This window comes from Streptomyces sp. DT224 (assembly GCF_049844595.1).
GTDB lineage: Bacteria > Actinomycetota > Actinomycetes > Streptomycetales > Streptomycetaceae > Streptomyces.
Genome location: NZ_JBNCLI010000011.1, coordinates 353389 through 367156, shown reverse-complemented (window position 1 = coordinate 367156; position 13768 = coordinate 353389). Strand labels below are relative to the sequence as shown.

The following is a 13768-nucleotide window of genomic DNA, read 5'->3' as shown; positions in this document are numbered from 1 at the left end:
ACACCTCACGAACGGCCGAATCATCACACCGGTCACGGCCTACCAGGCCGTTTCAACAAGATCTTGTTACGAGCTCTAAGCGGGGGGCCCGATCCGGTTCCCGTTGCGCCGTGTGGCATCGAACTCATCGCCAAGCTCGGCCAAAGCGCGTGTCCCGCACCTGATTCCGGCCTCCCGGCGACCTACGTTGTCCCGGTGGAGCAGCACAGGACACGTCCCCCGCAGCGCAGGCAGGCCCGGCAGACCCCGTTGTCCCCGCTGGGGGCGGCCGGGGAAGCCCGGAAGGCCGACGGCGCGGGGGCCCTCGGTCACCGGGTGATGGGCGCGCCCGCCGGGCGGCCGGTCTCCCCCGCCGCGGGCGCCCTGCGCCGGCTGCCCAATCCCCGGCTCACCGGGATCGGCGCCGGGCTCTTCGCGGCCGCCGCCATGTTCCTGATCGGGTGCCTGGACCGGCTGCTGTTCGACGAGTCCCCCGTCGTGTTCGGCCTGCTGTTCCTGCCGGTCAGCGCGCTGACCGCGTTCTGGGTGCGGCCGGCGGACCTGGTGACCGCGCCGATCAGCGTGCCGATCGCCTTCGCGCTCGGCATCGTCCCCGTCTCCGGCGGCACCGGCGGACTCGGCGGGCAGACGATGGCCGTCGTCACCGCCCTCGCCGTGCACGCCGGCTGGCTGTACGGCGGCACCCTCGTCGCGGGCGTCATCGCCTCCGTACGCAAGGTGCGGCTGATGCGGGCCCGGCAGCGGCGCATGATGCTGGCCGCGCGGACCGCACGCCCGGCCGCCGCCGGGCCGTCACCGGCTCCCCGCGCCACGGCGGCCCGCGCCCCGCGCAGGCCGTCGCAGCGCTGAGCCGTCAGTCCGAGGCGGCCGCCTTCGCTGCCATCGCCGCCCCCACGATCCCCGCGTTGTTCTGCAGCTCGGCCGGGACCATCTCGGCCCGTACGTGTTCGATCAGCGGCAGGAACTTGTCGGCCTTGCGGCTGATCCCGCCGCCGATGATGAACAGTTCGGGCGAGAACAGCATCTCCACATGGGCCAGGTACTTCTGGACCCGGCGGGCCCAGTGGTGCCAGCCCAGGTCCTCGTCCTCCTTGGCCTTCGTGGAGGCGTGCTTCTCCGCGTCGTGGCCGCCCAGCTCCAGGTGGCCGAGCTCGGTGTTGGGGACGAGTCGCCCGTCGATGAAGAGCGCGCTGCCGATCCCCGTACCGAAGGTCAGCATGATCACCGTGCCCTTGCGGCCCCGGCCCGCGCCGAACGTCATCTCGGCGATGCCCGCCGCGTCCGCGTCGTTGAGCACGGTGACCGGGAGGCCGAGCTTGTCGCCGAGCAGCCGGCGGGCGTCCTGGTCGATCCAGCCCTTGTCGACGTTGGCCGCGGTGCGGGTGAGGCCGCCCGTGACGACGCCCGGGAAGGTGACCCCCACCGGGCCCTTCCAGTCGAAGTGGCCGACGACCTCGGCCACGCACCCGGCCACGTCCTCGGGCGTCGCCGGGTGCGGTGTCAGTACTTTGTGGCGCTCCCGCGCCAGGCCTCCGCGGTCCAGGTCCACGGGAGCGCCCTTGATCCCGGAACCGCCGATGTCCACGCCGAAGATCTCCATGTGATCCACGGTACGGGCACCGGCGGGCGCTCACTCCCGGAACGGCCCGTGAAGGCGCCGGCTACTCACCCCGCAGGGCCGCCGCCTCCGCGCGCAGGTCGCGGCGCAGCTCCTTCGGCAGCGAGAAGACGATCGACTCCTCGGCTGCCTTCACGATCTCGACGTCCTCAAAACCCCGCTCGGCCAGCCAGGCCAGCACGCCGTCCACCAGCACCTCGGGCACGGAGGCACCGGAGGTGACGCCGACCGTGGAGACGCCGGCCAGCCACGCCTCCTCGATCTCGTCCGCGCCGTCGACCAGGTGGGAGGCGCCCGCGCCCGCGCCGAGGGCGACCTCGACCAGGCGGACCGAGTTGGAGGAGTTCTTCGAGCCGACGACGATCACCAGGTCCGCGTCGGCGCCCATCTGCTTCACCGCGGTCTGGCGGTTCTGCGTGGCGTAGCAGATGTCGTCGCTCGGCGGCGAGATCAGCAGCGGGAACTTCTCCTTGAGCGCGCCGACCGTCTCCATCGTCTCGTCCACGGAGAGGGTGGTCTGGGAGAGCCAGACCACCTTCGACGGGTCGCGCACCTCCACGTTCTCCACGTCCTCGGGGCCGTCGACCAGGGTGATGTGGTCGGGGGCCTCGCCGGAGGTGCCGATGACCTCCTCGTGGCCCTCGTGGCCGATCAGGAGGATGTCGAAGTCCTCCTGCGCGAAGCGAACGGCCTCCTTGTGGACCTTGGTGACCAGCGGGCAGGTCGCGTCGATCGTGGCGAGCTTCCGCTCGGCCGCCTCCTGGTGCACGGTGGGGGCGACGCCGTGCGCGGAGAACATCACGATCGAGCCCTCGGGGACCTCCGCCGTCTCCTCGACGAAGATCGCGCCCTTCTTCTCCAGGGTCTGCACGACGTACTTGTTGTGGACGATCTCGTGGCGCACGTAGACCGGGGAGCCGTACTGCTCCAGGGCCTTCTCCACGGCGATCACGGCACGGTCCACGCCCGCGCAGTAGCCACGGGGAGCGGCGAGGAGGACGCGTCGGGGGGTCGTAGCAGTCATGCGTCCCATCGTAACGGCCTCCCCTGTGGCAGGGGGCGGACAGCGAGCGGCGTCCGCCCCCTGCCGCAGGGGGGCCGTTAGGCCGTACTGGACGGGCGCGTGGAGTGGCAGGTCGGGAGACTGGTGGCGACGCCAACCACGGAGGGCTCATGGCCGGCAGCGGTACGGATTCCAGCTCCACCGAGACGGCGCGTCTGCGGCGGACCCTCGGCTTCCGGGACCTGGTGGTCTACGGGCTGCTCTTCATCGCCCCCATGGCCCCCGTCGGCGTGTTCGGGACGCTGGACGCGAAGTCGGACGGGGCGGTCGCGCTGGTGTACGTCGCCGCGACCGTCGTGATGGCCTTCACCGCGTTCAGTTACGCGCAGATGGTGCGGGTCGCCCCGATGGCCGGGTCGGTGTTCGCGTACGCCCGCAAGGGGCTCGGCGAGGGGCCGGGGTTCATCGCCGGGTGGATGGCGATGCTGGACTACCTGCTGATCCCGGCCGTGGCGTACCTCTTCTCGGGGATCGCGATGAACTCGCTGGTTCCCGGTGTCTCGCGGTGGGTGTGGACGGCGCTCGCGGTGGTCCTCACGACGCTGCTCAACCTGTGGGGCGTACGGGCCGCGGCCCGGGTGGGTTTCGCGGTGCTGGCGATGGAGATCGTGGTGCTGCTGGTGTTCGCGGTGGCCGCCGTGGTGGTGCTCGTACGGGACGGGGCGCAGCGCGGCTGGCTGTCGCCGCTCACCGGGGATTCCGGGTTCTCCACGACGGCGGTGCTGGGCGCGGTGTCCGTGGCGGTGCTCTCGTATCTCGGGTTCGACGCCATCGCCTCGTTCGCGGAGGAGGTGACGGGCGGCTCGGCGCAGGTGGCCCGGGCGGTGCTGTTCTGCCTGGTGCTCGCGGGGACGCTGTTCGTGGCGCAGGCGTATCTGGCCGCCCTGCTGGAACCGATGACCTCGGCGGAGCTGGCCGCCGATCCGGGGGCGCAGGGCTCGGCGTTCTACGACACGGTGGACACCGCGGTGGGGACCTGGCTGCACGACCTGGTGGCGGTGAGCAAGGCGATCGGGGCGGCGTTCGCGGCGCTCGCGGGGCAGGCGGCGGCGGGGCGGCTGCTGTTCGCGATGGCCCGTGAGCGCCGGCTGCCGGGGCTGCTGTCGCGGGTCGATCCGCGCTCGGGGGTGCCCCGGGTGGCGATCCTGATCGCGGCCGTCGTGACGCTGGTGGCGGCGGTGTGGGCGGCGCGGCGCGACGACGGGCTCGACCATCTGGTCTCGGTGGTGGACATCGGGGCGCTGACGGCGTTCGTCCTGCTGCACGCGTCGGTGGTGGGCTGGTTCGTGGTGCGGCGGAGGGAGGGCGAGCCGGACTGGTGGCGCCATCTGGTGGTGCCGGTGGTGGGGGCCGGGGTGCTGATCGCGGTGATCGTGGAGGCGACGGGGAGCGCGCAGGTGGTGGGTGCCTGCTGGCTGGTCGTGGGACTGGTGGTGGTGCTGGTGCAGCGGGGACGGCGGGGCGTGGCCCGTAAGCCGTGACAGGGCCCGTTGTCGGTCCCGGCCGTTACGCTCGCTCGCATGGCTCTGAACACTTCCCCGGAAGCCCCGCTGCCCGTCGGTGACGTGTCGCGGCTCATCGGCGGCTGGATCGACCGGCTCGGTTCGGTCTGGGTCGAGGGCCAGATCACGCAGCTGTCCCGGCGGCCCGGTGCCGGGGTGGTGTTCCTGACGCTGCGCGACCCGTCGCACGACATCTCGGTGAGCGTGACGTGCTTCCGGCAGGTCTTCGACCGGATCGCCGACGTGGTCGCGGAGGGCGCGCGGGTCGTCGTCCTCGCCAAGCCGGAGTGGTACGCGCCCCGGGGGCAGCTGTCACTGCGGGCGACGGAGATACGGCCGGTCGGCATCGGCGAACTGCTGGTGCGCCTCGAACAGCTGAAGAAGTCCCTGGCCGCCGAGGGCCTGTTCGCCCTGGACCGCAAGAAGCCGCTGCCCTTCCTGCCGCAGCTGATCGGTCTGGTCTGCGGCCGGGCCTCGGCGGCCGAGCGCGATGTCCTGGAGAACTCCCGCCGCCGGTGGCCCGCCGTCCGCTTCGAGGTACGCAACACCGCCGTGCAGGGGGTGCACGCGGTCAACCAGGTCGTGCGGGCGGTCAAGGAGCTGGACGGGCTCCCGGACGTGGACGTGATCGTCGTGGCGCGCGGCGGCGGCAGCGTCGAGGACCTGCTGCCGTTCTCGGACGAGGAGCTGATCCGTACGGTCGCGGCCTGCCGTACGCCGGTGGTCTCGGCGATCGGGCACGAGCCGGACTCGCCGCTGCTCGACCTCGTCGCGGACGTACGGGCGTCGACGCCCACGGACGCGGCGAAGAAGGTCGTGCCGGACGTGGGCGAGGAGCTGGACCGGGTGCGGCAGCTGCGGGACCGGTCGCTGCGGACGGTACGGGGGCTGCTCGACCGGGAGGAGCGGGGCCTGGCCCACGCGCTGGGGCGGCCCTGCATGGAGCACCCGCAGCGGATGGTGGACGAGCGCGAGGCGGACGTCGACGCGCTGGCCGGCCGCGCCCGCCGGGTGCTGGGCCATCTGCTGGACCGGGCCGATTCGGAACTGGCCCACACCAGGGCCCGGGTGCTCGCGCTGTCGCCGGCCGCGACCCTGGAGCGCGGTTACGCGGTGCTGCAGCGCGCCGACGGGCACGTGGTCCGGGAGCCCGCGGACGCGGGCGCGGCCGGGGAGCCGCTGCGGGCCCGCGTGTCGGGGGGCGAGTTCGCGGTGCGGGTCGCGGAGTAGGGGCCGCCGGGATCGAGGGGGATGCCGGACACATGACGACGCATAGGGTGGAAGACATGACGGACGACGGGACGGCGGCCGCCGCCACGACGAGCCCGCTGGGCTACGAGCAGGCGCGCGACGAGCTGATCGAAGTGGTGCGCCGGCTGGAGGCGGGCGGGACCTCGCTGGAGGACTCCCTCGCGCTCTGGGAGCGCGGCGAGGAGCTGGCGAAGGTGTGCCGGCACTGGCTGGAGGGTGCCCGCGCCCGGCTCGACGCCGCGCTCGCGGGCCCGGCGGAGGACGAGGGGTGACGACTTATTCCGGCTTTCCGGCGTGAGTCTCCCCACTCCCCGTTTAGTTGAATATTAATGCACTTTCGCCGTACGGTGATCGTCGTGGCCGGATCCTCCGCGTCCGTGACCCGATCCCCCCGTGTACGTCCGGAAGGTAATACGCACGATGTCCCTCGTTCTTGACCCCGCCGCCCAGGACCTCCTCTTCCGCGAGGCCCGCACCGCCAACACCTTCACCGACGAGCCGGTGACGGACGAGCAGGTCCAGGCCATCTACGACCTGGTCAAGTACGGCCCGACCGCCTTCAACCAGTCGCCGCTGCGCGTCGTGCTCGTGCGCTCCGACGAGGCCCGCGCGCGTCTCGTCCAGCACATGGCCGAGGGCAACCAGCCCAAGACCTCGACCGCGCCGCTGGTCGCGATCCTGGCCGCGGACAACGAGTTCCACGAGGAGCTGCCGGCCCTGCTGCCGCACTTCCCGCAGGCCAAGGACATGTTCTTCTCGGAGCGCCCGGTCCGCGAGTCCGCCGCCTCGCTGAACGCCGCCCTGCAGGCCGCGTACTTCATCATCGGCGTCCGCGCCGCCGGTCTGGCCGCCGGCCCGATGACCGGTTACGACGCCGCGGGCATCGAGAAGGAGTTCCTGGACGGCGACCACAACGTCCTGATGGTCGTCAACATCGGCAAGCCGGGCGAGGACGCCTGGTTCCCGCGCCTGCCGCGCCTGGCGTTCGACGAGGTCGTCAAGACCGTCTGAGCCACGGCCGCCCGAACGGCGAACACGGGGAGGGCCCCGGAGCGACTGCTCCGGGGCCCTCCCCCGTATCCGTACGCTGTACGGCGTCAGGACGTCTTCAGCGCCGCCGCCATCTCCGCCAGCCGCTCCGCCGGGGCCGAGCCGGTCACCACCGTCGTGGCGCCCTTCTCCTCGCGCACCAGCGCGTCGTACTTCGGGCCCTCCCAGCGCTGCCAGGTCCGCCCGGCGACCTCCTGGGTGCGCCCGGTGTCCTGGGCCTCCTGGCTCACCTGGTCGATGTAGGACTTCGCCGGGGCCGTGGACTGCTCCACCGCGACGTACTTGCCGTCCGGGTCGAGGAAGCCCAGGTGCCAGCTGTTGCCCTTGTCCCGCTCGTACGTGACCGAGGTGGGCTTCCAGCCCTCGGGCAGGCCGCTGGGGGCGGCCACCGGGTACGGGGCGGCGCGCCGCGCGGTCAGGAGCTCGACGCGGTAGTCGACCGCCTTGACCGGATCGGCCTTGTCGTCGTGCGGGATGAAGATGTAGACGACACCCGCCACGGCGGCGATCGCCAACAACGACAGGATCATGTCCCGGACGGTCTGCTTGCCTTGCTTGCTTGCCACACCCCCATCGTCGCATCAGCCTCCGTGCGTCCGAACCGGGGGCCACTCCGCTCAAACGTGACCCGGTCTGCTCATTTTATCGGCCTGGCGATAGAGTCAGATCACCCTCATCCGGTCGTCGCCGTACAGAAAGGTGCGCTCCGATGTCCGAGCATCATCTGCCGTCCCAGCTGGAGGTCTCCCCGGAGGCCCCCGACCGCAACCTCGCCCTGGAGCTGGTCCGGGTCACCGAGGCCGCCGCCATGGCCGCCGGGCGATGGGTCGGCCGCGGGGACAAGATCGGGGCCGACGGCGCCGCCGTGAACGCCATGCGGACCCTGGTCTCCACCGTGTCCATGAACGGCGTCGTCGTCATCGGTGAGGGCGAGAAGGACGAGGCGCCCATGCTGTTCAACGGCGAGCACGTCGGGGACGGCACCGGGCCCGAGGTGGACATCGCCGTCGACCCGATCGACGGCACGACCCTCAACGCCAAGGGCATGCCGAACGCGATCGCCGTCCTGGCCGCCGCGGACCGGGGCGCGATGTTCGACCCGTCCGCCGTCTTCTACATGGACAAGCTGGTCACCGGCCCCGAGGCGGCCGACTTCGTGGACATCAACGCCCCCGTCTCGGCGAACATCCGCCGTGTCGCCCGGGCGAAGAACTCCACGCCCGAGGACGTCACCGTCGTCGTCCTGGACCGCCCGCGCCACGACGGCATCGTCAAGGAGATCCGGGAGACCGGCGCCCGCATCAAGTTCATCTCCGACGGCGACGTGGCCGGTTCGATCATGGCCGCCCGCGAGGGCACCGGCGTGGACCTGCTCATGGGCATCGGCGGCACGCCCGAGGGCATCATCTCGGCCTGCGCCATAAAGTGCCTCGGCGGTGTCATCCAGGGCAAGCTCTGGCCGAAGGACGAGGCCGAGCGGCGGCGCGCCCTGGACGCCGGCCACGACCTGGACCGCGTGCTGTCCACGGACGACCTGGTCAGCGGGGACAACGTGTTCTTCGTGGCGACCGGGATCACCGACGGCGAGCTGATGCGCGGGGTGCGCTACCGCTCGGAGACGGCGACCACGGAGTCCATCGTCATGCGGTCCAAGTCCGGCACCATCCGGACGATCAGCTCCACCCACCGGCTGTCGAAGCTGCGGGCGTACAGCGCCATCGACTTCGACCGCGCGAAGTAGCACCGCGCGCCCGGGCGAAGAGGCGCCCCCCATGTGCGGTGGGGGCGCCTCTTCGTACGTACGGATACGGGACCGGCGGCCCGGTCAGCCCGCCGCCTTCAGCTCCACATCGCGCCGCCTGCGCCGGGCCAGCGCCACGCGGCGCTCGGCGGCCGTGAGACCGCCCCACACCCCGTAGGGCTCGGGCTGCATCAGAGCGTGCTCGCGGCACTCCACCATCACGGGACAGCGCGCGCAGACCCGCTTCGCGGACTCCTCGCGCGAGAGGCGGGCGGCAGTCGGCTCCTTCGACGGGGCGAAGAACAGCCCGGCTTCGTCCCGGCGGCACACCGCCTCCGAGTGCCAGGGGCCGGCCTGGTCCTCCCGAGCGGGCACCCGCTGCGGGGGGACGGCGGCGACCTGCAGGGGCTGATGCGGCAGTTGCAGCACGGTCCACTCCTGACGACGGCTTCGCGAGCGAAAGGCGATGCAGCAGTCCCTACCCGCTGTGCGTGCGCCTATGCACTGAGTGGCACCCAGGTCCGTTCCACGCAATTGCGGTCGAGTCCCTTTTCAGCCGGGCGAAACCGACTCCGCACGCCCGGCCCGAAGGGCGTCAGTGGCCGAGGTGTTTGCGCAGCCGGTCCTGGAGATCCGCGACGAACTTGCCGCGCTTCGGCTTCGCCTCGACGCTGCCGAACACCGAGTATCCGTTGACGACGACCACGGGCGCCTCGGGGTCGTCGGATTCCAGCGTGCGGACGTCGAAACTGCCGAAGACGCCCGTGCCGCTGCCGCGCAGCGAGATGTTCTCGGGGACCCTGATCTCCACGCTGCCGAAGACGGATGTGGCGTTGATGACGGTGAGACGCTGTCCGAAAAGCGCCTCCGTCAGGTCGATTTCCACACTGCCGAACAGCGAGAAGGCGTTCGTACGGGCGCCCACCCGCCAGCGGCCCCTGCGGGTCGAGCTGCTGAAGATCGCCACCAGGTTGTCGGCGGGACCGGCCGCCGGCTCGGGGCCGTAAGCGTGGGACGTGCCGGCGGCGGGCCTGGCGGTGCCGGCCGGCGCCGGCAGGTCCCGTACGAGCGGTTCCAGCTCGCCGACGGTCTTGGCGCGGTAGACGGAGTCGATCCGCTCCGCGTGCTCGTCGGCGGTCAGCCGGCCCTCGGCCAGCGCCTCCCGCAGGATGTCCGCGATCCGGTCGCGGTCCGCGTCGGAGGCACGGATGGCTTCGGTGTCCGCCGGTGCGGCGGGCTGCTGGGGCTGCTTCTCGAGGTCCACCTCCCCAGCGTACCGAAACGCGATAGATCGCGACAGAGGCGGTGAGCCCTACCTCACAGGCCCGCCGCTCCCGGCGCGTCCTACCCTGGTGGGTGCGCTGTCCAAGGGTGGCCAGCCGCTGTCTGCCGAGTGAGGAATGGCCGTAATGCCAGAGTTTGCGTACTCCGATCTGCTCCCTCTGGGAGAGGACACCACGCCGTACCGTCTGGTCACCGCCGAGGGTGTGTCCACCTTCGAGGCCGACGGGCGTACGTTCCTCAAGGTCGAGCCGGAGGCGCTGCGCACCCTGGCCGCCGAGGCCATGCACGACATCTCGCACTACCTGCGCCCCGCGCACCTGGCGCAGCTGCGGCGGATCGTGGACGACCCGGAGGCCTCGTCCAACGACAAGTTCGTCGCGCTCGACCTGCTGAAGAACGCGAACATCGCCGCCGCGGGCGTCCTGCCGATGTGCCAGGACACCGGCACCGCGATCGTCATGGGCAAGCGCGGGCAGAACGTGCTGACCGAGGGCGGTGACGAGGAGGCCCTGTCGCGCGGCATCTTCGACGCGTACACCAAGCTCAACCTGCGCTACTCGCAGATGGCCCCGCTGACCATGTGGGAGGAGAAGAACACCGGCTCCAACCTTCCCGCGCAGATCGAGCTGTACGCCACCGACGGCGGCGCGTACAAGTTCCTCTTCATGGCCAAGGGCGGCGGCTCGGCCAACAAGTCGTTCCTCTTCCAGGAGACCAAGGCCGTCCTCAACGAGGCGTCCATGATGAAGTTCCTGGAGGAGAAGATCCGTTCGCTGGGCACCGCGGCCTGCCCGCCGTACCACCTGGCGATCGTCGTCGGCGGCACGTCCGCCGAGTTCGCGCTGAAGACCGCGAAGTACGCCTCCGCGCACTACCTGGACGAGCTGCCCGCCGAGGGGTCCCCCACCGGGCACGGCTTCCGCGACAAGGAGCTGGAGGAGAAGGTCTTCGAGCTGACGCAGAAGATCGGCATCGGGGCGCAGTTCGGCGGCAAGTACTTCTGCCACGACGTCCGCGTGGTGCGCCTGCCCCGGCACGGCGCCTCGCTCCCCGTCGCCATCGCCGTCTCCTGCTCGGCGGACCGCCAGGCCACCGCGAAGATCACCGCCGAGGGCGTCTTCCTGGAGCAGCTGGAGAAGGACCCGGCCCGCTTCCTGCCGGACACCACCGACGAGCACCTCGACACCGAGGGCGACGTGGTCCGGATCGACCTGAACCGGCCGATGGACGAGATCCTCGCGGAGCTGACCAAGTACCCGGTCAAGACCCGGCTCTCGCTGACCGGTCCGCTGGTCGTGGCGCGCGACATCGCGCACGCCAAGATCAAGGAACGCCTGGACGCCGGCGAGGAGATGCCGCAGTACCTGAAGGACCACCCGGTGTACTACGCCGGTCCGGCGAAGACCCCCGAGGGCTACGCCTCCGGTTCCTTCGGCCCGACGACGGCCGGCCGCATGGACAGCTACGTGGCGCAGTTCCAGGCGGCGGGCGGCTCCAAGGTGATGCTGGCGAAGGGCAACCGCTCCCAGCAGGTCACCGACGCGTGCGGCGAGCACGGCGGCTTCTACCTCGGCTCGATCGGCGGCCCGGCGGCCCGGCTCGCGCAGGACTGCATCAAGAAGGTCGAGGTCGTCGAGTACGAGGAGCTCGGCATGGAGGCGGTCTGGCGGATCGAGGTGGAGGACTTCCCCGCGTTCGTCGTCGTGGACGACAAGGGCAACGACTTCTTCACCGAGCCCGCCCCGGCGCCCACGTTCACCAGCATCCCGGTGCGCGGTCCGGGCCTGGGCTGAGCGCTGTGCGCCGTACGCGGCAGTGAGGAGGGGTGCGAGCCGCCGGTTCGCCGCGCGGTGAGCGCCCCTTCCGCCTTCCGGCGGCCGGGCCCCGGGCGCCCGCCTCCGGGCTGTCCGCCACGGTGGGGACCACGGCGGAGGGGCGCCCGGGCGCGGGCCGGCACATCCGGGGCCGGCGGCACCCGGCGCGATACGGGCGCGGCGCCCGGCGCAAGGTTCAGGGCCCCCTACACGTACACCGGAAACCAGCCAATCTCGCGCAGTCGCCGCGAGGCCCGCGTGACGGCGCCGCCCGGCCCCGCGAGGACCCGGCACGGACCGGGGCGGGGCCCCGGGCAGCCGTCCGGCCTTCGCGGCGCCCCGCGGCGCACCGCCGCTTTCGCGCACCGGGCCGTCCGCCGGGCTTGCGGGGCACCCCGCGATTGCGGTGGGTTGTCCGGCGTTGCCGGAGAACTCCGCACCGCCGGGCGGCCGGCCCGGTGCCACCACCGGACTCGGGGCCGCCCCACGGGTTTGCCGCCGTCCTCACTCCTGCCGCCCCTCATCGCACGGCCGCGTCATCCGTGCTGCTGTCCGAACCCGCACTGCCCTGCGGACACCGGCCGCGCCACTCTCACCGCTGCGAGCGGGCGGGCGCGCCGTGGCAGCCGTTCGTCTCCCACCCCGCGATGCCGTGCGGCACGTCGATCGGCCGCCCGGCTCGGTGTGCCGACGGTCGACGTGGGGGTCCCGGGGCTTTCGGTGCACTCGGCCCGCGAGCTGTGCGGGGCGCGGGATCCGGCTCATCCGGCGGCGATCCCGACGGCGTTCGTGACGTCCGGATGAAGGGGCGCGGGTACGGGAAGGCCGCGGCCGGCTCTCCCCGTACCCGCGGCCGCGGCGGGTCAGCGGGTTCCGCGCCCGGCACGCCCCCGGCGGCTACCCTCGGCGCGTACGGGCCGGTGAGGGCCTGGGGAAGGCTGGACCGGGACGCGCGCCCGCCTTCGCCACCGCCACGGGCCGAGCGGCTTCAAGGAGGTTGGACGATGACGGATCAGGAAACGGCCGGGGGCTACCGCGTCGAGCACGACTCGATGGGCGAGGTCAGGGTCCCCGCGGACGCGAAGTGGCGGGCCCAGACGCAGCGGGCCGTGGAGAACTTCCCGGTCTCCGGCCAGCGCCTGGAGCGGGCCCACATCGAGGCCCTGGCCCGGATCAAGGCCGCCGCCGCCAAGGTCAACGCCGAACTGAAGGTCCTCGACCCGGACATCGCGAAGGCCGTCCAGGAGGCGGCCGGCGAGGTCGCGGAGGGGCGCTGGGACGCGCACTTCCCGGTCGACGTCTTCCAGACCGGCTCGGGCACCTCGTCGAACATGAACACCAACGAGGTCCTGGCCACCCTCGCCACCGAGCGCCTGGGCCGCGCGGTCCACCCCAACGACCACGTCAACGCCTCGCAGTCCTCCAACGACGTGTTCCCCTCCTCGATCCACATCGCCGCGACCGCCGCGGTCACCGCCGACCTGATCCCCGCCCTGGACCACCTCGCCGCCGCCCTGGAGCGCAAGGCGGAGGAGTTCGCGACGGTGGTGAAGTCCGGGCGGACCCACCTGATGGACGCCACGCCCGTCACCCTCGGCCAGGAGTTCGGGGGGTACGCCGCCCAGATCCGATACGGCGTCGAGCGGCTGCGCGCCTCGCTCCCCCGGCTCGCCGAACTCCCCCTCGGCGGCACGGCCGTGGGCACCGGCATCAACACCCCGCCCGGCTTCTCCGCCGCCGTCATCGCGGAGGTCGCCCGCGTCACCGGGCTGCCGCTCACCGAGGCCCGCGACCACTTCGAGGCGCAGGGCGCTCGGGACGGCCTGGTGGAGACCTCGGGCCAGCTGCGCACCATCGGTGTCTCGCTCACCAAGATCTGCAACGACCTGCGCTGGATGGCGTCCGGCCCGCGCACCGGCCTCGCCGAGATCTCCCTGCCCGACCTCCAGCCCGGCTCCTCGATCATGCCGGGCAAGGTCAACCCGGTCATCCCCGAGGCGGTCCTGATGGTCGCCGCGCAGGTGACCGGGAACGACGCCACGGTCGCCGCCGCGGGCGCCGCCGGGAACTTCGAGCTGAACGTCATGCTCCCGGTCATCGCGAAGAACCTGCTGGAGTCCGTACGGCTGCTCGCCAACGCCTCCCGGCTGCTGGCGGACCGCACGGTGGACGGGATCACCGCGCACGCCGAACGGGCCAGGGAGTACGCCGAGTCCTCGCCGTCCGTCGTCACCCCGCTGAACAAGTACATCGGTTACGAGGAGGCGGCCAAGGTCGCCAAGAAGGCGCTCGCGGAGCGCCGGACGATCCGTGACGTCGTCCTCGAATCGGGCTACGTGGAGCGCGGGGACCTGACCGAGCAGCAGCTCGACGAGGCCCTGGACGTGCTGCGCATGACCCGCCCCTGACGGGCGCCGCCGCACCCGGGCGGCGCGCTCCGTAGGA

General features: G+C 72.0%; 13 protein-coding genes and 1 pseudogene. 9 read left to right on the top strand and 5 right to left on the bottom strand.

Annotation, left to right across the window (positions count from 1 at the left end; genetic code table 11):
* Nucleotides 1–318: 318 nt before the first annotated feature.
* On the top strand, nucleotides 319–849 hold the full coding sequence (locus ACLQ2N_RS27930) for a DUF6542 domain-containing protein (RefSeq protein WP_425817133.1): 531 nt from the start codon (nucleotides 319–321) through the stop codon (nucleotides 847–849).
* 4 nt (nucleotides 850–853) lie between these two features.
* On the opposite strand, the gene ppgK is transcribed toward ACLQ2N_RS27930, so the two are convergent.
* Complete coding sequence (gene ppgK / locus ACLQ2N_RS27925; RefSeq protein WP_425817091.1) at nucleotides 854–1600, bottom strand: polyphosphate--glucose phosphotransferase; 747 nt, start codon at nucleotides 1598–1600, stop codon at nucleotides 854–856.
* 61 nt (nucleotides 1601–1661) lie between these two features.
* Nucleotides 1662–2651: a 4-hydroxy-3-methylbut-2-enyl diphosphate reductase gene (locus ACLQ2N_RS27920; protein WP_425817089.1), complete on the bottom strand. Its 990-nt coding sequence runs from the start codon at nucleotides 2649–2651 to the stop codon at nucleotides 1662–1664.
* Nucleotides 2652–2791: 140 nt separating this feature from the next.
* Here ACLQ2N_RS27920 and ACLQ2N_RS27915 point away from each other — a divergent pair, with 140 nt between their 5' ends.
* From ACLQ2N_RS27915 to ACLQ2N_RS27900, 4 genes are all read left to right on the top strand, one after another.
* Nucleotides 2792–4162 carry an APC family permease gene (locus tag ACLQ2N_RS27915; protein WP_425817087.1) on the top strand — a complete coding sequence of 457 codons (1371 nt, stop codon included), beginning with the start codon at nucleotides 2792–2794 and terminating at the stop codon, nucleotides 4160–4162.
* A gap of 39 nt (nucleotides 4163–4201) precedes the next feature.
* The gene (gene xseA, locus ACLQ2N_RS27910; RefSeq protein ID WP_425817085.1) at nucleotides 4202–5413 is read left to right on the top strand and encodes an exodeoxyribonuclease VII large subunit; all 1212 of its coding nucleotides are present in this window, start codon (nucleotides 4202–4204) and stop codon (nucleotides 5411–5413) included.
* Between the two features lie 56 nt (nucleotides 5414–5469).
* Nucleotides 5470–5706 (top strand): exodeoxyribonuclease VII small subunit, encoded by a 237-nt coding sequence (locus ACLQ2N_RS27905; protein ID WP_425817083.1) that lies wholly within the window; start codon nucleotides 5470–5472, stop codon nucleotides 5704–5706.
* A 148-nt stretch (nucleotides 5707–5854) separates the two neighbouring features.
* Complete coding sequence (locus tag ACLQ2N_RS27900) at nucleotides 5855–6445, top strand: malonic semialdehyde reductase (RefSeq protein ID WP_365678058.1); 591 nt, start codon at nucleotides 5855–5857, stop codon at nucleotides 6443–6445.
* 86 nt (nucleotides 6446–6531) lie between these two features.
* On the opposite strand, the gene ACLQ2N_RS27895 is transcribed toward ACLQ2N_RS27900, so the two are convergent.
* Nucleotides 6532–7050: a DUF4245 domain-containing protein gene (locus ACLQ2N_RS27895; RefSeq protein ID WP_425817081.1), complete on the bottom strand. Its 519-nt coding sequence runs from the start codon at nucleotides 7048–7050 to the stop codon at nucleotides 6532–6534.
* A gap of 143 nt (nucleotides 7051–7193) precedes the next feature.
* On the opposite strand from ACLQ2N_RS27895, the gene glpX reads away from it, so the two are divergent.
* Complete coding sequence (glpX, locus tag ACLQ2N_RS27890) at nucleotides 7194–8225, top strand: class II fructose-bisphosphatase (protein ID WP_161209672.1); 1032 nt, start codon at nucleotides 7194–7196, stop codon at nucleotides 8223–8225.
* Nucleotides 8226–8309: 84 nt separating this feature from the next.
* On the opposite strand, the gene ACLQ2N_RS27885 is transcribed toward glpX, so the two are convergent.
* Together ACLQ2N_RS27885 and ACLQ2N_RS27880 are read right to left on the bottom strand one after the other, a co-directional pair.
* Entirely contained in the window at nucleotides 8310–8654 is a 345-nt protein-coding gene (locus ACLQ2N_RS27885) for a WhiB family transcriptional regulator (RefSeq protein ID WP_018519019.1), read from the bottom strand.
* Between the two features lie 166 nt (nucleotides 8655–8820).
* The gene (locus ACLQ2N_RS27880; protein WP_425817078.1) at nucleotides 8821–9489 is read right to left on the bottom strand and encodes a DUF1707 SHOCT-like domain-containing protein; all 669 of its coding nucleotides are present in this window, start codon (nucleotides 9487–9489) and stop codon (nucleotides 8821–8823) included.
* Nucleotides 9490–9625: 136 nt separating this feature from the next.
* Here ACLQ2N_RS27880 and ACLQ2N_RS27875 point away from each other — a divergent pair, with 136 nt between their 5' ends.
* The 3 genes and pseudogenes from ACLQ2N_RS27875 to ACLQ2N_RS27865 all read left to right on the top strand — a co-directional run bounded on the left by ACLQ2N_RS27875 (nucleotide 9626) and on the right by ACLQ2N_RS27865 (nucleotide 13731).
* Nucleotides 9626–11302 (top strand): fumarate hydratase, encoded by a 1677-nt coding sequence (locus ACLQ2N_RS27875; RefSeq protein WP_425817076.1) that lies wholly within the window; start codon nucleotides 9626–9628, stop codon nucleotides 11300–11302.
* Between the two features lie 620 nt (nucleotides 11303–11922).
* Nucleotides 11923–12127 (top strand): annotated as a pseudogene (locus ACLQ2N_RS27870) (M18 family aminopeptidase); the annotation flags it as partial.
* A 200-nt stretch (nucleotides 12128–12327) separates the two neighbouring features.
* Entirely contained in the window at nucleotides 12328–13731 is a 1404-nt protein-coding gene (locus tag ACLQ2N_RS27865) for a class II fumarate hydratase (protein WP_425817074.1), read from the top strand.
* The last annotated feature ends 37 nt before the right edge of the window (nucleotides 13732–13768 follow it).